Genomic DNA, 18,181 nt, shown 5'->3' on the forward strand with positions numbered 1-18,181 from the left:
GTATTCCCTTACTTAAATTCGTTAATTGGATGGCCGGCTAGTTTGCCTATCACTGGTTCAAGCGAGTTAATCGCATGGTGTAACTTCACTTTTTCGATATGATCGAATTGGCTAAGTTTCATATCGATATTGCGTTGCTTTAATCCAGCAGCAAAACAGAGTGTTTTACGCATATCAAAATCTAAGCTGTCATAAACAGACCCAATACGGCTATTACCAAATAACGCGTGAATTTGAGCTATTGACTCGGCAGCTGCTTGTACTTGTTCCATAAATAATCTCCTTGTTACATTCCTGGTATTGGCAATCCATTAATCACGGCATCGGCGCACATCGACACGAACGGCCCTGCACCACCGCAGCGGTTTTCAACATCTGACATAAGAAAGACCAGTTCACGAACAGCCTCTTGAGCTTTCTTAACAATTGCGTCTTTATTCGTGCGGGTTAGCCGGCGATCGGATTCTGCTTCTAAGATGTGTCGGTTGATTTCACCGGTATAACTAGCAACACTCATCGCACTCAGTGTTAAAGGTTTTGAGTCACCTTGTTTCGGTAAGCGAACGGCTGTTAATCCGACCTCAAGGATCGCGCTGTTGATAATGTCGTGATTATCAGTTGCGGTCGTGATTCGAATTAGCTCACTTACCGTTAATTGATGTGGTTGATTAGGGTTTAACTTGTTGCGCAGTACCTGCCCACGCATACCGCACTCGTTTGCAATCTGTTCTATGTTTTCAATATCTGCAAACCGAACACATGCAGACTCGATTGAACTCTGTTTACTCTCATTTGACTCATACATTGCGAATATCTCCTTATATGCAATGATTAAGTAACAAACCAAGTACGCAAATGAATATGATCGCTTCTGTTTTAACGATTAAAGAGAAGCGATGCTTTTTCTTATTCATGCTTGGTTCGATGAATTCACCTGTCGAAATCTCTATAAACCCTTGTTGATGGGCGTTTATAGTGATCTCAGGTTTGGTATAAGGTTGATTAGACAAAAGGTTGCGCATCTGCTTTTTTAAACAGTGCGACCAGATTAATAAGAACAGCACCTCTGCTATTCTCTTTTGGCCAGATAGGTAGCTTTCCATTCGCAACAGCTTGATCAATAGTGCTTATTGATTGCCCTGTCGCTGCGGCATATTTCTTTTTTGTGCAGTAAGGCACGTCAAGTTGTATTGTAATTGTCGACATAATGGTATCCTTATGAGTTGAATAGAAATCGTATTTGTTAATATTTAATCGCATAACTAAACATTAACTGGATAATAGATCGCAAATGAGACAATTACAAGCATTAATCCCACCTTTTGAGTACCAAGGTGGCAAAAAAGTAACTGAAAAGTTGGTTTCAATAACCGATTCAGTCAACTTCCAAGGACTCACAACTACATTTGGAATCCCAAAGTCGACTATTGCGACTTGGCACCAACGAGAAATATCGCCTTTTGAGATTGCAGTGAGAGTTCATTTATCTAAAGGAGTGTCTTTAAGATGGCTATTACTTGATGAAGGTGATGCTTTTGAAACGTCTGTGGCTATATCAAAAGAAAAGTTAACCATTGAAAGAATCACTAATGGCGCATTAGATAACACTGACGATATGAGCTTAGATACGATAACTATGATGCGATATGGCCTAACAGCAGCTATCACTCGCGTTATCGATCTTGATGGTTCTTTGTTGTTTGTTAATACAGAAGAGACAACACCTAGTTCTGGACGTTATTTATTGGATATTGACGGTTCGATTTCCATAAATCATTTACAGCGTCTACCAGGTAAAAAATTAGCGATGAGTTATGGCAATACGTCAGTTGAAGTGGCCGAAGCAGATATTGTTGTACTGGGACGTGTCGTGTTGGTAATGGGAAAAGAGTAGTAATTAATGTTCCTAATTGACCGTACCAATGAGACCCATTCAGGGCCTCGTTGGTATTTAAGTCATTTATTAAATATCAGAATTTTGCATCAATCGTCTTCCATTTCTCTTGCTTTTGATAGCGCTGATGCAACCATCCCTGCCGGAATTGAAACCACACCAAGTCCTAGAATCAAAATGAAAAATGTAAATATTTTACCCCCAACAGTAATTGGATAAATATCACCGTAGCCAACAGTTGTAAGTGTTGCAACAGCCCACCATAAACTGTGAAATACAGAACTGAACACCTCTGGTTGAGCTGGGAACTCAAAGTAATATATCCCGACTCCAGCAAGGTATAGAATGATCAAGGCCGCAAATAGAAATAAAGCTAACTCTTCTTTAGCTATAATAAAAGCTCGATGAAAACGTTTTGCAGCAGCACTGTATCTAGCTAACTTAAGAATACGAACCAAACGCAGTAGCCTAAATGTACGTAACGTTCTTAAATCAAGACCCGTTGATAGATAAAAAGGTAATATTGCAAATAAATCCACAATGCCAAAAAATGAAAAAATAAACTTCTTTTTATCATCAGCACTAATTATTCTAGCTATATATTCAAACGTAAATATAGAAACACTAAATACTTCAAATCGATATAAATACGTCCTCAGTTCATCACTTATATTAGGTAAAGTTTCTACAGAGAAACTAACCAAAGATAATACAATCATTACTTGGATGAAAATATCAAAGGATTTTCCAAGACGAGTATCATTACATTCGATAGTGCTTTTTAATATTGTAACCAAAATTATTTATCCTAAAAATTAACTTCGAATTTTAAAATTAAGGTGCTTACGCTATAAAGTTTCATCAGCTAAATACCGAGAAGCTACCCACCCCTTAACTTTTCCATCATCAATCAAAGACCAACCATTTTGACTTTTCTCTACAGTGACACTATCACCACGAATAAGTTGGTTAACAATATTTGAATCAGCTGATGGCGCAGAACGAACGCGTAAGCTTTTGGCTATTACTGTTTTGTTGTCAAATTTGATATTATTTTTATCACTATTTGATAAAACTGAAAGCATAAAAATAACACTAAGCCCAATCAATATTTTAGTTAAAAGCGAACTTCCTTGTTTAGGTGTTGATGGTTGAGAGCCACCTTCAGACAAGTTTTGGCTATATGACAGTCCTGAACCAGGAATTCCAACAGTAGCCTTAACACCTTTTTTACCTATATTAATGGTCGCACCTGGTTTCCCAATAGACGTACTTACCCCACTTTTACTGAGGTTTATATTAATACCCGGAGCAATTTTTATTCTTTTTCTAAATTTAAAACCCATAATTTTTCCTATGTAATTTATTATTTTTTTGTTTTCACGAAGAAACTATAAAGTCTGAAATAACGTGACTATTTTTCATTCGCTGTTAATTGACTCTATATCAGCTATCTATATGGTATGTAGAACAAGCAAAGAAGATATTTTAAATTACCATGCAGAAAGAGCTAAACTATAGAGAAAGTTTATTGTTAACCTCTACCTGAAGGTCATTCGCAAAAACTTTAATGCTTTCTATAGCTTTTTTAAGATCATCAGGACTAATAAATATCGAACTACCATCAATTTTATACCCATTACGATGTACAATGTCATGCCGAATATTTGTTATCTGGTTTACAGAAGAAAAATCAATATTTAACTTTTTTCCTATTGCTTGCTCATAAACAGTCATGACTTTAGGAATATTATGAAATAATATTTCTTCCGAAATTTTCCTGGTGGCTAATGAAGCAACAGATACAGATTCTGAAAAAAAATCATTTAAGCTATATTTTGCCTTTTTTAATTGCTCAACATTTGAAATAGCATTTTTTAATACTTTCGAGTTTTCATTAATTAAAGCTTTTATTGTATCACCAAGAAATGCTTCTAACAAAGTAACAGAATAAGCATAAGTCATGTTGATAACTAAATGTGAATTTAATAAAAAAGGCATTTTATTCTGTTCGGTTAAGTTTAATTCCGCCATTTCCATTAAAGCATCGAGCTGCTTAATAAAATGTTTATGAAGATGCGACGTTCCACTTTTTAATAACCATTCCGTTTCAGCTTCCCATTCAGCGTCTTCCTGATTTTGCTCTATCATGTACCAATAGTCAGCCTCAACTTCTTTCCACTCAAGTGAATTATCAGAAATCGATTCATCACCTAATTGTTTAACTATCCACTTCCTTGCCCGTTCCTCTTGTAAATCTATTATATAATCTGTAGTAGAACTCACGTTAACTCCTAACACTGCATAACACTATAGGTTAGCGGTGTTTTCGTCGGTCTTCTTTTGGGAAAAGTATCACAGCCGTAATACATCTGATTGATTTACTTTGTTAGGTCTACACTCTTCGCTTAATCTGTTTAATTAGCTCTTTTTCTACTTCTTTACAAGAAATAACATTATCGTTGTAAAGAGCATATGCATATACTCCTCGAGTGTGAAACCCAGTGTTTGTAGCAATACAATTAAGATTCACTTCATTTTTTTCACCATGATAGAAAAATTCAAATAACTCATCAAAATCACTCTGAAGAACTGATGTTTTTTCCATAACAGATGAAGCCAGCGAACAACATTCTGGTTGGTCATACTCTGTAACATAGCCATCTCTGGTCAAGATATCGACAAACTCTGAAAAGTTAAATCTGCTTTGTAAAACTCTTTCTTTAATTCTCATAAAAATCCTTAAATTCAAGTAAACTTAACGCTAATTAACAACTTGCTACGCCTTTCTTTTAATCATTGGATTAGCTTGTAATACGTGTGTCATGTAAGCCATAAAATCAGGCATACCTTCGAGTAAGCACTGCTTATTCTTACTTCGCGCCACCAACTCCTTAAGTACGACAAAATTAGTCTGTACTTCTAATCGACTTAGATCTATATGATCAAAGTCTGGAAATACACTGCCATAAATTACGACGTCTTCAATTATTGAACGCCACTTAGTCGCATATTCATCCTGATTTTTGCTATCGCATGCATATACAAATGCAGCGGCCACAGCATCAGCTAACTGGACTCCATAAGCATTTTTTGAATCAACTAAATTGATCGGTTCTTTAAGATTGAATGTAATTGGACTATCAAAACCAGCTACACTCGTAAATTTTTTGGATGTATTGCCGACCATTGCATTAAACAGCTCTTGATCGTGATCTAAAGGTTTAGAATTATCACAATATGCAGTTAATTCATCATATTCTAATCCCCATTGAGCAAGAATACTAAATAAAGCGGTATTAGTTAGATCAAGAACCCATTTCCCAGCGCCTTCGCCTGCATAACCTTCTAACTCTTCGACAATTGATTTTTTATTCATTACTGCAAAATCCAAGATCAATTCTAAAACTGGTGATATATCAGGATTTTTAGTTGCTGAAAACAAAGCCTTTAGACCACCAAAATCACCGCTACGCATTAGATTCTCAAAATCTTCAAATATTTCTTCAGCCATTGCACCACGTGATGTTAATTCGACATATAAAATCGTACTTACAAATTTGTGAAAATTAGCATTATAGAAAAGCATACTATTTCTTTGAAGAGAAGGCTCAAATATATACTCAAAGAATTTTCCTGCTAGCGCATACTTTTTATCAGAAATAGACACTTTTATTCGCCCTGACATAGTCTTGATTATTTCGTCAATTGCTCGTCGTCCTTTGCGGTTTTTAACTAAACTACCACCTTTAATTTCACCGCTCTGAATTTTGTATTTACTGATTATATGTTCAACTAACCCCTTTGCTTCAATATCATCACTCACTACCGATGCATAACTGAAATATTTCTGTTGTTTATCAAGTAATTTATTCCCAGTAAACCCTGATTCATCAAAATATATATTTGCTTCTGATTTCATACTATATAACGCTCCAAATTTTGCGTAGCTAGAAATAACATTTGTATAGTGTAATGTTTCGATTCACCCAAACTTATTCACCTTACTCAATAGCGAATAATTAAATGTAAAATAAGATAAAGCCAATCAGACATTTAAATATATTTTGAGAAAGTGTTATTCTTATTATCTATTTTAAAATACTGTAAATTATTAGACATACTTAATATACATCTGATTCTATTACCATTTTCACTTACTGCAAAGAAAATAACTACTCTTTAGTGGTAATCCGTGATGCAACAAAAGAATAGACAAATAACACAGTATAAAACTATGATTTTTGATTAAAAAAACGGAGGGCAAGCATCAGAGGGTTAGTACCTGATTAAATAAAGGAGTATCACGGCTTAACATTTATAACGGTAAGTAAACTCACAACTTCACAAGTAAATCCCTTAACCAGTATGTCTAAATTTACTTTGTTGCTAGCTTTACTGTATGCCTCATAACCAATGAAATATCCCCCATTGCTAGACTTCATAAGTCCCAATTTCATTCTAATATCGTTATACATTACAGCTGTATTTTACCCCGTACATCTGAAGTATCCCTTTAAGAAAGGAGCGCAACTCACCACCAACCAGCTCTTTACTATCCGTGGTCGCAGCATTCTTTATTTTTTCTTAATATCTGGGATATCGATATTAATTTGTTATCCAATACCGTATCGGCAGGTTTATTTAGGGGGTAAGACCCTCTTTCTCCACGCGGGAAAGGGGGGATTTAACTTTTTTGAAAATAAATGGTATTAACGCCGCAATAAAACGTGCAAACACTAAATTTACAAAGCCAATTACACTCTGAACCACAAGCTCCGAGTGTAATTTTCATCGTTTTGATTGCTTTGCTAGTACGATTTTTAGAGCTCGTTTCTTATTTTTTCTTCGAGCGTTTCAATAGCCATTGGTAATTGAGACAAACCATGCTCAAAATGTTCACGAATACTCACTAAACCCAGTAATATCGTTAAAGCCTTTTCCTGTGAAAAATCTGGGCTATTTAACTCCTCCCACTCAAGTAGTGGGCTATTAGTTCCATTACGTCCAAAATAGTAGACTGTTACAACAGTATATAGTCTCTCTAATGGAAGCTCACTCAAAAAGTATTTATAAGCTTGCTCCACTGGACGAGGTTCAAACTTCATGTTTACGGATTCTTCTGAACCATATTCTAAACCGAGTTCTCCTTGTCCAAAGGCTTTCTTTATTTCTTCAGATTCACTCTGAACCATGCTATCTAATGTTAATAAGTTTTTGATTACGTAATCTATTTTAACTTTCACTTAAATCTCCTTATTGTATTAACGCTTTGCTAAGCGGCAATACAATTGTTAGCTAAAATTAGCGAGGAACGAATAAAAAAACTGTTTTTTATCCGTTAGAAACGACTTGTTAGATGTTTACACCGACGAAACTTCCATCTGGACATATTGTAAAGCTACTGCCTCCAACAAAACTTCCATCTGGGCAAATTGTAAAGCTACGGCCTCCAACAAAACTTCCATCTGGGCAAATTGTAAAACTACTGCCTCCAACAAAACTTCCATCTGGGCAAATTGTAAAACTACTGCCTCCAACAAAACTTCCATCTGGGCAAATTGTAAAGCTACTGCCTCCAACGAAACTTCCATCTGGGCAAATTGTAAAATTCATAATATTCCTCCTTAAAAATAACCACCTAACATTTATATGTAGGACGTCTCCATCCCCCAAATCTGTTCACCCGATTAAATAGCAACTAATCGAATGAAAATTAAGATCAGATCCCAATCTGATATTAAAATCGACGCTGAAAAATATGCAGACTTTAATTTTAAAAAAAAGTAAGTACGGGGCTGATTTTATTACTATTTTTACTTACGGCAAAGAAAATAACTACTCTTTAGTGGTAAACCGTGATGTAACTAAGGAATAGAGAAATAACATAATATAAAACTAAGGTGATGATTAAAAAACCAGCAATAAAATAAGTTCAGGATCAAATGCGAGACTCGAACAGTAATAATCTATGTTTAAGCCCGCATGATAAAACATAGATTATTGCTACAATTGCTTTATAACTGTATATAAAAACAGTGTTTGTTATTTTATAATACCAAATACACCTTTTTACGAGTTATAAGGAAACCCAGCATGTCTGTTCGCAATCTCAAAGATGGCCACAAGAAACCTTGGCTTTGTGAATGCTACCCGCAAGGTAGTGCCGGCAAGCGTATTCGCAAACGCTTTGCGACAAAAGGTGAAGCGACAGCATTCGAGCGCTACACGATGAACGAGGTTGTCGATAAGCCCTGGTTAGGTGATAAGCCTGACACACGAAAATTATCAGACTTGATTGAGCTGTGGTGGCAGTTACATGCTAAAAACCTGAAAAGTGGTACTCATGCACACAGACGTATGATTATAATCTGTGAACACCTTGATAACCCTATGGCTGTTAGCATCACCGCCAAAGATTATGCCCACTACAGAGCCAATAGACGAATGGTCGGTGCTAGTAAGCGAAATGGAGTCGTTGAGCTGTCTCCAGCATCACAAAACTATGATTTGAAGTGTATGCGAGCAATGTTCAATGAGTTAATCAGATTAAATGAATGGAGCTACCCTAACCCACTTACCAGCATTAAACTGATTCAAAAATCAGAGTTAGAATTAAGTTATTTAAGCCAAGAACAAATAATAAAATTGTTTAGCTCTATCCAGAACGAGTTCCACGCGAAGCAATTAACGCAGATAATTAAGATTTGCTTAGCCACCGGTGCCCGTGTCAGTGAAGCGATGAATCTAAAAGGGTCACAACTATCTAAATATAAGATCACATTCTCAAATACAAAAAGCCGAAAAAACAGAACTGTTCCGATATCAGAAGAGCTTTACAATGAAATTTACCAGGACAATACTGATAAGCTATTTACTTGTAACTACGGAGCAATAAGGAAAGGTGTTTCAGATTGTTTTACCGATCTACCAAAGGGGCAAGCAACGCATATTTTACGACACACCTTTGCCAGTTATTTCATGATAAACGGTGGTAATATTTTAGTATTACAAAAGATATTAGGACACGCAGACATAACACAAACAATGAGATACTCTCATTTTTCTCCAAGCCATTTACAAGATGCGGTAACCTTCAATCCACTGGTGAATTTAGCGCTATAGAATGGCGGTAAAATGGCGATAAGCAGCATCTATATCGAATAATCCTTTGTAATAAGATGGCGATAAAGTGGCGACGAATAATATTAATATACAATATTATTCAGAATTATTTAAAAACTGGTTAATTTTATGGATTAACCAGCCTTGAAAACACTCCCCTCCTCGATACCATATTTGATTAATACCCAAACAATAATCAAAAATAATTAACACCTTATAATCAGTAGCTTATGAAGTTAAAGTTTCATTTAGGTTGTTTATAAAAACTCTATTTCCAGCAACCACTCTATCAAATTAATCACATCTGATGATGTTCATTTTAATGTGCGTCACCCAACTTAAATAACCCAAGGTTATTTACAAAACAAACAACACCGTATAACCTAAGTAACTCAGGGTCACTTAATTGACTTTGATTACTCTTCCCCCAGATAAAAGGAATTACAATGAGTTATACAGTCATCACAGGCGCAAGTGCAGGTATTGGTAGCGAGTTCGCGAAGCAGTTAGCGGAAACAGGTCAGGATTTGATTTTAGTCGCTCGCCGTAAAGACAAATTAGAAGAACTGGCAAATACATTACAAGTGGAGCAAGGCATCAATGTGGTTTGCTTTGCAGTGGATCTTGCCGATCCAAAAGGCAGTGAAATATTAGCGACGGAGATAAGCATTAACAACCTTGCTATCAACGGCCTGATTAACAACGCAGGTTTTGGCGACCGTGGTAACTTCCTTGATTTACCGCTCGAACGCCAAATGCAGATGATCCAATTAAACGTCACCACTTTAGTCGAGCTGACTCACCGTTTAGCACCGAACATGCGTGAACAGGTTAAACCCTTCATCATTAATGTGGCATCAACCGCAGCGTTCCAAGCTGGCCCGAACATGGCGGTATACTACGCTACTAAAGCCTTTGTACTGTCTTTCTCTGAAGCATTACACGAAGAACTTCGCCCTCAAGGTATTGCAGTTAGTGCACTCTGCCCTGGCCCAACGCTGTCTGAGTTTGCCGCAGAAGCCAACATTACCGACTCGAACCTATTTAAAGCTGGCGCAATGACATCTGCAGAGGTGGCAAAACAAGCCCTTGCCAACCGTAACAGTGCCATTGTCGTGACCGGTATTAAAAACCAAGTCGGTGTATTGTTTGGTAAAGTTTCACCACGTTTTGTAACCCGTAAAATTGCTGGATGGTTACAAGCATAATGCAATGTATTATTAAATGCCGCGCCACTACCCCAGAGCAAAAAGCGCTGCGCTTGACGCAGATAATGGACGTAACCGCGGCACGTTTCAGCACCCTCAGTTATGAAGACGTTAACTTAAAACATATCGCTGCCGATGTTGGTATTACCAAGGCCGCCTTGTATCGCTATTTCAGAAACAAAGAAACCTTATTCCTTGCGGTCTATACCCAAGAATTCGAGAGTTTGGCACAGACAGCTAAAACTGAAATGGGGCAAGCGCTGCTGACGGATTCAATCTGCAATACCCTCATTAAACATCCGTTATTCTGTAAACTCAGTGCCATCATGCATACCGCACTACAATGCAACTTAACCCTTGAAGAAGCGCGCGAGTTCAAGACCACGCTATTGCACTTTATTCAGCAATACGCGGCCATGCTCAGCGAGCATTACGCATTGAGTATCGAGCAAGCGACGGAGTTGTTATTGCAGGTACAACAGGTGATTATTGGTTGTTGGCACATGAGTCATTCGGTTGGCGCGGTCGCAGAAGTAATTAAAGAAGGGCCATTACAAATATTTGAGCTTAACTTTGCGGATATATTACACCGCCACGTCACGCGACTTGTTAGGAGTTATCAGTAATAATCTAAAGGTAAGTTAACACTATTATTAATAATGATAATTCACAATATTATTAATATAATTTATATATCATTATTAAATTCACATAAATGTAACATTTCCCTTATACTCTAGCGTCAATAAAACAACTAGATTAACCATTTACAGGGATTTATGATGATTAAACATAGTGTATTAATGCTTGCCGTTTCAAGTGTATTACTTAGTGCTTGCAATAGTTCTTCAGTAGTCACCGCGCCAGAACCAACCCCAGAAATCAGCAAAGTTAAAAATGTAATTTTAATGATTGGTGATGGTATGGGACCACAACAAGTCGGCTTATTAGAAGAGTACGCACAACGTGCCCCGCACTCTATCTACAACGATAAAAACAACAAAACGGCATTATCAACGTTTGCCGACGCTGGACAAATGGGACTTTCATTAGGCGCGCCTTACGGCAGTAATGGCAGCTTAGTGGTTGATTCAGCTTGTTCTGCAACGCAGCTAGCAACAGGTGTCGCAGCTGGCTCTGAAATGATCGGTTTAGATGACCAAGGTAATATCGTTGAAACCATTTTAGAAAAAGCCAAAGCACAAGGTAAAGCGACAGGACTGGTTTCTGATACGCGTATTACTCACGCCACACCAGCCGCGTTCGCAGCCCACCAGCCACATCGTTCATACGAAGCCAAGATTGCCGAACAACTCATTGCCTCAGGCAGTGTCGATGTGATGTTATCAGGCGGCGCGCGCGTATTCTTACCTTCGGATATAAAGACCAACCAAGATAGTCGAGCACAAATGGCGGCTTTAGGTGCGCCAGATAGCGTTTACAAAAAATCAAAACGTAAAGATCAACGTAACTTAGTATTAGAAGCGAAAGATCAATACGGTTACAGCCTCGCGTTTGATAAAGCGCAACTGGCAGCATCAGACAGCACTAAACTGCTGGGTTTATTTGCCAATTCAGGTATGGCTGACGGCATCGCTTACACCGCTTGTAAAAAAGACAACAGCTGCACACAGCCTTCATTACGCGATATGACGATCAAAGCATTAGACGTACTGTCTAAGGATGAAGACGGGTTCTTCTTAATGATTGAGGGTGGCCAAATCGATTGGGCTGGTCATGTCAACGACGCTGGTTGGATGCTACATGAATTAGTTAAATTCGATGAAGCGGTCGAGGCAGTATATGAGTGGGTTAAAGATCGTGACGATACACTTGTTGTTATCACCGCAGACCATGAAACCGGCAGTTTCGGATTCAGTTATTCTCGTAATAACTTACCAGAAGCGCAACAGCTGACGGGTAATGGTATGCAGGGTAAGGAATACAAACCAAACTTTAACTTTGGTGAACTGTCACAACTCGATAAGCTTTACGCTCAAAGCGGTACCTTCTACGCCATGATGGATCAAGTAAACGCAGACTGGGACTTTACTAACACCACAGGTCAGCAATGGGCAGATGCCATCAACAACTACAGTGAATTTAAAGTAACGCCAGAACAAGCGAAACCAGTTACTCTGCGTGAAGAAAATGAGTATTACGTTGAAGGGCACAAATACCTCAGCGCGAAAGAATTTCCAAAAGTGAATGACTTTAAAGAGTTCTTTGTTTATGGCGATGAGATCCATGCGAATTTAATTGGTCGTGTATTAGGTGCGTCGCAAAATGTAGTTTGGGGAACGGGTACACATACAGCAGCGCCACTGCCTGTCTATGCATTTGGCCCTGATAACATCACGAAACAATTTTCGACCATGCAACATCATGTAGAATTAAACCAGAAAATGGTGAATGCGTTCTTATAAGCATAAATCGAGTAAACACCAACTAAGCTTGTTTAAGGTTTATGTAAATTAGACCTTAAACAATCTTGGCTAATATCTGATTCTTGCCTGAACGTTTCACTCTATACAACAAATCATCTGCCATCTTATACAAATCAAGCATATCCTTATTGTTACGCTTAATGGTCACCAAGCCTAATGAAATAGTAATATATCGGTAGGTCTCATTGGCTTTGTGTGGAATAGCTAGTTCTTGTACTGCAAGACGGATATCACTGGCAAATTCTGAGGCCATAATTTCATCGTCAGCATAAAATAATAAGCCAAACTCTTCGCCGCCTAAGCGGAATATATAATCATCTGCACGAAGTAGCTTGCCCTGTAATAAGTTTGAGATAGTGACTAAGGCATTATCCCCTGCTACGTGGCCGTAGTTATCATTGTATTTTTTGAAATTATCGATATCAATAATGGCAAAGTTTAACAAGCGCTTACTGCGTTTAGCCACACGTAAACTATCTGGGAATACCGTGTTAAATTTACGGCGGTTATACAGTCCTGTCAGTGGATCAGTGGTGGAGTAAGTTTCTAAACAGCGGTTCTTTTCTTTCAATTCACGGGTTTTATTTTTCAGCTCTGTCACATCAAGCATAACGCCAACAACACCCAAGATCTCGCCATCATCATCAAGTACTGATGCTTTATGAAACGAGAATATGCGGATTGCACCGTCGGCACATTTCACCGATGTTTCATAGACTTGTTTACCCGGATTTTTCATTAACAACAAATCTTTCGCATGATAGATTACAGCCAGTTCATGCGGTATATATTCACCTAAATCGAACAAAGACTTGTTGATGATTTTGTCTTTATCTATGCCTAAAATAGTCTGCGAAAAAGCGTCATTGCATTGCTGGTAGATACCGTCTACATCCTTATAAAACAGCGGACTAGGGATGGTGTCGACTAAGCTTTGCAGTAATTTCGTGGTTTGCAGTGATTTAGTTTTTATTTGGTTAGCTACCCCAAGTTGCTGCTGTAAAACAACGCTCTGTGCTTTAAGCTCGGTAACTTGTGCTTCTAATTCTTGATAGGTTAATTTTTTGCTCATCGAACACCAAATAAAAAGTAAAATAAAGTACTAAAAATGATTCGCTAAAAGTTAATAGCTAACCACCCCTATGTAGGTAGTTGCATTATACAAGGTTATAACTAGTTTTATAGTTATAAATCATCAACATCGTGTCATATCGTCAGATTTATTTCAGTTCAATAAACAAAGGTTCGTGATCTGAAGAGGAAAAAACTGGTTTTATATTTATCATGCTATCTAAACCAGCGCGACGATTATCCCACGAACGACCTTGCTTTAGTACTTCTCGATCACTCAGCAAGCGACTTTCCGCCGCATTGATGTGCCACACCTTTTTAGTCACTAAGCTCGACACCAGATCAGGGCTTAATAAGATATAGTCTAAACGCCCCAAAGCATTGAAAGAATATGTCCAACTGTCATTCGGATGATTAACGAATGGATCATGATAACCAAACCCCGTGACGGCTTTAGATCCAACTAACGATTCAGCTGTCAGTAGCCTTTTTCCTGAGTAATTATATTCACTGTGGGCGATATTATAATAGCCATAACGCGCAGGATCATAGTCCGTTAATAGCAACAGTGGATCTTCTTGAGGATAGCTATTCAGGTCACCAAGAATAATCTTACTACCAGACTCGTTAGCTAACGCTTGTGCCAATACACTCGCCGCTGTCGCTCTAAACTGCGCGCAATGTCCTTGCCTATCGACCTCGCGCTCAGCCCGTTGCCATAGGTCTAATGATTGCTTATATATATTGCGGTTACGCTTTAACTTCTTGGTAATGGCCGCTCGTTGCCTATCCTCGAAACATTTAGAGCCTTTAGATTTGAAATGGTTCACACTTATGGTCAGGCGTTTACCTTTCTGCTTAGTTAGCAGCCTATTTCGCTCCTGATCATCTTCTCTATCTCCATCGATACCAACACCATAATTTAAACGCATAAATGTCGCGGTCAGGGCTGGTCGATGATAGGCATTGCCTAAGTGACTGCGTTGTATCGGTAATTCAATAACGCGCGTATTAATCATTTTTAGCTTAGTGGGACGATAAAACCCAGCCACCGTGATCGCGCCAGTACCCAAAAACCGCCCTTGATGTAAGGTTGATTTAGGCGGTTTTAGCACGGCATAATGTTTACTTGGCTCGGTTATCGCTTGATTCACCAACCCTAGCAAGCGCCTTATCGCCGACTGCTTAGCAAAGCCATTATTCTCCATTTCCATCAAACCAATAAAATCAGCATCAAGCGCCACTATGGCATCCCGCAATTGCACTTCTTGTTTACGCAGCGCAGACAAAGTCCTGGCGCCACGATTTTGCCTTAATGGGTTAATGCCACCACCCGCGGCGCTATTGAAATAATTTAATAAATTGAAACTGGCGATACGCAAATGATTATCAGTGCGTGGCGCTAAGGTTTCTCTGTCGCTGATATGTTGAAACCGCGCTTGCGATAATCCGTCATCGACCAGTAATCTAAACTCGCCATAACTAAAGGTGATCACACCGACAATACCCGATACCCTGTCATTAACCCGCATGTAATCTAGACTTGAGGTCAGTGATTCCCCAGATGCTAGCTGTAAATATAAGCGCCGCTGTTTATTCGCTAACGCTTGTTGGTCAGCAGCGATACTACCAGGCCAAGCCGTGGTATTGGGATGCAGATTAATCCGTTGATGGCTAAGGATAATGCTGTAACGCTGCCAGCGGTGAATATAATGTAACGGTTTAGTTACCCGCATATCGGTAGCATTGACCAAGCGTACTTTCATGCCTTCATAACGCTCTAGCGTTTGGCTAAAGTCAGTATCCGCTGTCGCCACCATGATATTGGTCGGCTTTACGCTCACCGCACTGGCGAGGGTTTGAACGTCAGCAGTCGGTTGTAACCGCGTCATGCCATAGTATTCTTCAACAAACCCGCTGACACAAACGCTAGTATCCAGTTTAATATTGCTGAACGTGTCCGTGCTAACAAAAATCCCTGTTGAAGCCAGACTAAGTGGCGTGTTCGTGGTTTGCTGGATAAAAAAGCCCGCTTCTCGCCCCAGCTTTAATTTAGTCACCACCCCTTGCACAGTAAATACCTTGTCACTGCGATAGGACTTTTTACTGTTTTTATTTACAAAAGGTGAACGCTTGCCCTCGCCCTGTAATTGACTAATCGAGCTGTTCTCACCAACACATAAAACAGGCTGCTGTTTATGCAATAACTCATCGGCTAAGGCAGCATTCATGGTCAATATAATGCTGATCGCACCGCGCAATAAACCCCCTAGCATTCTCTACACTTCTGTTTTAGAATCATCACCATCAATCCTTTCATTAGACCCTGCGTCTCGTGCTGTATGAGTGTAGTTACTATGGATATAAAATCGCTTACTTCTGAACAAAGAAATTCAGCAAGTGCTAACCTAGATCAACTTTCAACATTAGAACTTGTTAAGCTATTCAACAGTGAAGATGACAAAGTCACACAAGCCATTAAGCTTGAACTCCCGCTTATTGCCGCTGCAATTGACATGATCGCCCATGCTTTTCAACAAAACGGACGCTTGATTTATATTGGCGCTGGTACATCTGGTCGCCTAGGAGTATTAGATGCATCTGAATGTCCACCGACCTTTGGTGTTGGCCACCAGCAAGTGCAAGGTATTATCGCCGGTGGTGAAGCTGCGATGTTTAAAGCCCAGGAAGGCGCAGAAGATGATATTAACGCGGCGCAAGTCGACTTAGAGAAAATCCAATTAACCCCGCAAGATGTTGTCGTGGGTATCGCCGCATCAGGTCGCACACCTTATGTGATTGGCGGTTTAAGCTTTGCCAATAAATTCGGTTGTGACACTATCGCCATCAGCTGTAATGATAACTCGCCAATATCTACTCTGGCTAAAATTGCCATCACCCCAGTTGTCGGTGCGGAAGTATTAACTGGTTCAAGCCGTATGAAAGCTGGCACAGCACAAAAATTGGTGCTGAACATGCTCAGCACTGGCGCTATGGTACGTACTGGTAAGGTTTATCAAAACTTGATGGTCGATGTGAAAACCTCGAATGAAAAGTTAATCACCCGCAGTGAAAACATCATCATGGATGTCACTGGCGTCGATCGCGAGCGTGCGCAGGCCTTATTGGTACAAGGCAAGCAACATGTAAAATCCGCCATTTTAATGGAACTGAACGGGGTTGATTATGTGACGGCAACGCAACAGTTAGCAGAAAATCAGGGCTTCTTACGCCAGGCTTTAACGTCATAAACACAAGATAGGACTGATGATGCTCAGTCCTATCTTCTATAATCAGTTAGCTTTGTTCACACCTATGTAGTGCCCATTTTGTAAATCAGTAAATAGTTCATTAACCATTGGGTGATTTATTTTGGTTCCACTCAGGTCAACTTCCAAATTTGTCTCTGCTACGTAAGTCAAACTTGTCGAATCATCAACAAGTACATGATACCAAGGTTTATCTTTCGGCGGTCGACTGCGAGCAACCGTTTCGTACCATTCTTCAGGTAATTGAAAATACGGGTCTACGTCAATAACGACCCCGCGGTAGTCAAATAATTTGTGATGAACTAAATCACCAATAGAGTACTTAGTCATAACAATATTGCATTTCGAATTTGTCATTTTCTGCTCCCTAGTTCAACGAAACGAATCGTGAGATGGCCGCAGCTGCAATCATGTTGATCTCATCATGAACAATACGGGCTTAATTACATATCATGTATTAAGTTTAGTGAATATATATTCCCTACGCTTAATATATGATGGTCTGGGCTCGAGCTCAGAACAATATAATACAAATCCAGTCACTGATAACTCAGTTGACACACGTTTTCCCTTTTCTAATAGTAAATCAATCAAGGCCTCACTCGGTCTATTAATGCGCGCGAGTGTAATATGTGGCACGAATTTACGTTCCTCTACTTTTATTCCGCGATGCAGCAATACCCTAGAGATGAGTTGATGAAGCTCAGTAAGTGCCTCGGTTTGCATTACACTAGTAACGAAAATGACCTTAGCGCCACGAGATTTGAAAAATTGACAACCAGTCAGCATCAAGTTGAACGGTTTAACATTTACAGATATTAATTCGAGCTCAATAGCTGACGCCTCTGCCTCAGTGACGTTACCGATAAATCTCAGTGTTATGTGTTTTACAGTCTGAACAGGGATCTGCTCTGTCTTAGAAAAAAGCTTATTCAACTCATGACCGACATCACTCGAGACTTCTATCGCAGTAAATAATCTTGGCATATTTCCCTCCACATAGCACATAGCACATAGCACATAGCACATAGCACATAGCGTTATCATTAGACTCACAATTAACAAGGAGCTTATCTATTAATTATAACTGACTGTCTGTTTTCATCTCGAAAGCGCATTTCTAAATACACCTGAAAGCATTTAATGATAAGCTCTCTTCATTCCAGC

General features: G+C 39.0%; 20 protein-coding genes. 6 read left to right on the top strand and 14 right to left on the bottom strand.

What is annotated here, in order from left to right:
• Positions 1-8: 8 nt before the first annotated feature.
• The 3 genes from CXF93_RS12365 to CXF93_RS12375 all read right to left on the bottom strand — a co-directional run bounded on the left by CXF93_RS12365 (position 9) and on the right by CXF93_RS12375 (position 1,206).
• Positions 9-272 carry a hypothetical protein gene (locus CXF93_RS12365; RefSeq protein WP_101062801.1) on the bottom strand — a complete coding sequence of 88 codons (264 nt, stop codon included), beginning with the start codon at positions 270-272 and terminating at the stop codon, positions 9-11.
• 14 nt (positions 273-286) lie between these two features.
• A complete protein-coding gene (locus CXF93_RS12370; protein WP_101062802.1) occupies positions 287-805 on the bottom strand; it encodes a phage regulatory CII family protein in 519 nt (172 codons plus the stop codon).
• A 197-nt stretch (positions 806-1,002) separates the two neighbouring features.
• Positions 1,003-1,206, bottom strand: coding sequence for a Rha family transcriptional regulator (locus CXF93_RS12375; protein ID WP_101062803.1), 204 nt, complete (start codon positions 1,204-1,206; stop codon positions 1,003-1,005).
• 85 nt (positions 1,207-1,291) lie between these two features.
• Between CXF93_RS12375 and CXF93_RS12380 the strand changes: the two genes are divergently transcribed.
• Positions 1,292-1,894, top strand: coding sequence for a helix-turn-helix domain-containing protein (locus CXF93_RS12380; RefSeq protein WP_101062804.1), 603 nt, complete (start codon positions 1,292-1,294; stop codon positions 1,892-1,894).
• Between the two features lie 89 nt (positions 1,895-1,983).
• Here CXF93_RS12380 and CXF93_RS12385 read toward each other — a convergent pair whose 3' ends face one another.
• From CXF93_RS12385 to CXF93_RS12415, 7 genes are all read right to left on the bottom strand, one after another.
• A complete protein-coding gene (locus tag CXF93_RS12385; RefSeq protein WP_101062805.1) occupies positions 1,984-2,691 on the bottom strand; it encodes an ion transporter in 708 nt (235 codons plus the stop codon).
• Positions 2,692-2,742: 51 nt separating this feature from the next.
• Positions 2,743-3,240, bottom strand: coding sequence for a DUF4236 domain-containing protein (locus CXF93_RS12390; protein WP_101062806.1), 498 nt, complete (start codon positions 3,238-3,240; stop codon positions 2,743-2,745).
• Positions 3,241-3,409: 169 nt separating this feature from the next.
• Complete coding sequence (locus CXF93_RS12395) at positions 3,410-4,180, bottom strand: HEPN domain-containing protein (RefSeq protein ID WP_101062807.1); 771 nt, start codon at positions 4,178-4,180, stop codon at positions 3,410-3,412.
• A gap of 109 nt (positions 4,181-4,289) precedes the next feature.
• Entirely contained in the window at positions 4,290-4,628 is a 339-nt protein-coding gene (locus tag CXF93_RS12400) for a hypothetical protein (RefSeq protein ID WP_101062808.1), read from the bottom strand.
• A 45-nt stretch (positions 4,629-4,673) separates the two neighbouring features.
• The gene (locus tag CXF93_RS12405) at positions 4,674-5,816 is read right to left on the bottom strand and encodes a DUF3800 domain-containing protein (protein WP_101062809.1); all 1,143 of its coding nucleotides are present in this window, start codon (positions 5,814-5,816) and stop codon (positions 4,674-4,676) included.
• A 901-nt stretch (positions 5,817-6,717) separates the two neighbouring features.
• A complete protein-coding gene (locus tag CXF93_RS12410; protein WP_101062810.1) occupies positions 6,718-7,140 on the bottom strand; it encodes a hypothetical protein in 423 nt (140 codons plus the stop codon).
• Between the two features lie 109 nt (positions 7,141-7,249).
• The gene (locus CXF93_RS12415) at positions 7,250-7,510 is read right to left on the bottom strand and encodes a hypothetical protein (protein WP_157824448.1); all 261 of its coding nucleotides are present in this window, start codon (positions 7,508-7,510) and stop codon (positions 7,250-7,252) included.
• 480 nt (positions 7,511-7,990) lie between these two features.
• Between CXF93_RS12415 and CXF93_RS12420 the strand changes: the two genes are divergently transcribed.
• From CXF93_RS12420 to CXF93_RS12435, 4 genes are all read left to right on the top strand, one after another.
• Positions 7,991-9,019: a tyrosine-type recombinase/integrase gene (locus CXF93_RS12420; protein WP_101062812.1), complete on the top strand. Its 1,029-nt coding sequence runs from the start codon at positions 7,991-7,993 to the stop codon at positions 9,017-9,019.
• Between the two features lie 446 nt (positions 9,020-9,465).
• Positions 9,466-10,227, top strand: coding sequence for an SDR family oxidoreductase (locus tag CXF93_RS12425; protein WP_101062813.1), 762 nt, complete (start codon positions 9,466-9,468; stop codon positions 10,225-10,227).
• Positions 10,227-10,853 (top strand): TetR family transcriptional regulator, encoded by a 627-nt coding sequence (locus tag CXF93_RS12430; protein ID WP_101062814.1) that lies wholly within the window; start codon positions 10,227-10,229, stop codon positions 10,851-10,853. Before CXF93_RS12425 ends, CXF93_RS12430 begins: the two co-directional genes overlap by 1 nt.
• 156 nt (positions 10,854-11,009) lie before the next feature.
• Positions 11,010-12,653, top strand: a complete 1,644-nt coding sequence (locus CXF93_RS12435; protein ID WP_198551677.1) for an alkaline phosphatase — start codon at positions 11,010-11,012, stop codon at positions 12,651-12,653.
• 55 nt (positions 12,654-12,708) lie between these two features.
• Here CXF93_RS12435 and CXF93_RS12440 read toward each other — a convergent pair whose 3' ends face one another.
• On the bottom strand, positions 12,709-13,746 hold the full coding sequence (locus CXF93_RS12440) for a GGDEF domain-containing protein (RefSeq protein WP_101062815.1): 1,038 nt from the start codon (positions 13,744-13,746) through the stop codon (positions 12,709-12,711).
• Positions 13,747-13,894: 148 nt separating this feature from the next.
• The gene (locus tag CXF93_RS12445) at positions 13,895-16,021 is read right to left on the bottom strand and encodes an ExeM/NucH family extracellular endonuclease (protein ID WP_101062816.1); all 2,127 of its coding nucleotides are present in this window, start codon (positions 16,019-16,021) and stop codon (positions 13,895-13,897) included.
• Positions 16,022-16,102: 81 nt separating this feature from the next.
• Between CXF93_RS12445 and murQ the strand changes: the two genes are divergently transcribed.
• Complete coding sequence (gene murQ / locus CXF93_RS12450; RefSeq protein ID WP_101062817.1) at positions 16,103-16,996, top strand: N-acetylmuramic acid 6-phosphate etherase; 894 nt, start codon at positions 16,103-16,105, stop codon at positions 16,994-16,996.
• A gap of 42 nt (positions 16,997-17,038) precedes the next feature.
• Here murQ and hspQ read toward each other — a convergent pair whose 3' ends face one another.
• Both hspQ and thpR read right to left on the bottom strand, forming a co-directional pair.
• Complete coding sequence (gene hspQ, locus CXF93_RS12455; RefSeq protein WP_101062818.1) at positions 17,039-17,371, bottom strand: heat shock protein HspQ; 333 nt, start codon at positions 17,369-17,371, stop codon at positions 17,039-17,041.
• 93 nt (positions 17,372-17,464) lie between these two features.
• Positions 17,465-18,001 carry an RNA 2',3'-cyclic phosphodiesterase gene (gene thpR / locus CXF93_RS12460; protein ID WP_157824449.1) on the bottom strand — a complete coding sequence of 179 codons (537 nt, stop codon included), beginning with the start codon at positions 17,999-18,001 and terminating at the stop codon, positions 17,465-17,467.
• Positions 18,002-18,181 lie beyond the last annotated feature (180 nt).

Origin of the sequence: Moritella sp. Urea-trap-13, from assembly GCF_002836355.1 — a bacterium.
GTDB lineage: Bacteria > Pseudomonadota > Gammaproteobacteria > Enterobacterales > Moritellaceae > Moritella.

Bases quoted from the DNA above. Each gene is read 5' to 3' on its own strand.
- CXF93_RS12375 (WP_101062803.1), bottom strand. From the start codon at position 1,206: ATGTCGACAATTACAATACAACTTGACGTGCCTTACTGCACAAAAAAG.
- CXF93_RS12415 (WP_157824448.1), bottom strand. From the start codon at position 7,510: ATGAATTTTACAATTTGCCCAGATGGAAGTTTCGTTGGAGGCAGTAGC.
- CXF93_RS12425 (WP_101062813.1), top strand. From the start codon at position 9,466: ATGAGTTATACAGTCATCACAGGCGCAAGTGCAGGTATTGGTAGCGAG.
- hspQ (WP_101062818.1), bottom strand. From the start codon at position 17,371: ATGACAAATTCGAAATGCAATATTGTTATGACTAAGTACTCTATTGGT.
- murQ (WP_101062817.1), top strand. From the start codon at position 16,103: ATGGATATAAAATCGCTTACTTCTGAACAAAGAAATTCAGCAAGTGCT.
- CXF93_RS12440 (WP_101062815.1), bottom strand. From the start codon at position 13,746: ATGAGCAAAAAATTAACCTATCAAGAATTAGAAGCACAAGTTACCGAG.
- CXF93_RS12420 (WP_101062812.1), top strand. From the start codon at position 7,991: ATGTCTGTTCGCAATCTCAAAGATGGCCACAAGAAACCTTGGCTTTGT.
- CXF93_RS12430 (WP_101062814.1), top strand. From the start codon at position 10,227: ATGCAATGTATTATTAAATGCCGCGCCACTACCCCAGAGCAAAAAGCG.
- CXF93_RS12405 (WP_101062809.1), bottom strand. From the start codon at position 5,816: ATGAAATCAGAAGCAAATATATATTTTGATGAATCAGGGTTTACTGGG.
- CXF93_RS12365 (WP_101062801.1), bottom strand. From the start codon at position 272: ATGGAACAAGTACAAGCAGCTGCCGAGTCAATAGCTCAAATTCACGCG.
- CXF93_RS12435 (WP_198551677.1), top strand. From the start codon at position 11,010: ATGATTAAACATAGTGTATTAATGCTTGCCGTTTCAAGTGTATTACTT.
- thpR (WP_157824449.1), bottom strand. From the start codon at position 18,001: ATGCCAAGATTATTTACTGCGATAGAAGTCTCGAGTGATGTCGGTCAT.
- CXF93_RS12400 (WP_101062808.1), bottom strand. From the start codon at position 4,628: ATGAGAATTAAAGAAAGAGTTTTACAAAGCAGATTTAACTTTTCAGAG.
- CXF93_RS12370 (WP_101062802.1), bottom strand. From the start codon at position 805: ATGTATGAGTCAAATGAGAGTAAACAGAGTTCAATCGAGTCTGCATGT.
- CXF93_RS12445 (WP_101062816.1), bottom strand. From the start codon at position 16,021: ATGCTAGGGGGTTTATTGCGCGGTGCGATCAGCATTATATTGACCATG.
- CXF93_RS12390 (WP_101062806.1), bottom strand. From the start codon at position 3,240: ATGGGTTTTAAATTTAGAAAAAGAATAAAAATTGCTCCGGGTATTAAT.
- CXF93_RS12380 (WP_101062804.1), top strand. From the start codon at position 1,292: ATGAGACAATTACAAGCATTAATCCCACCTTTTGAGTACCAAGGTGGC.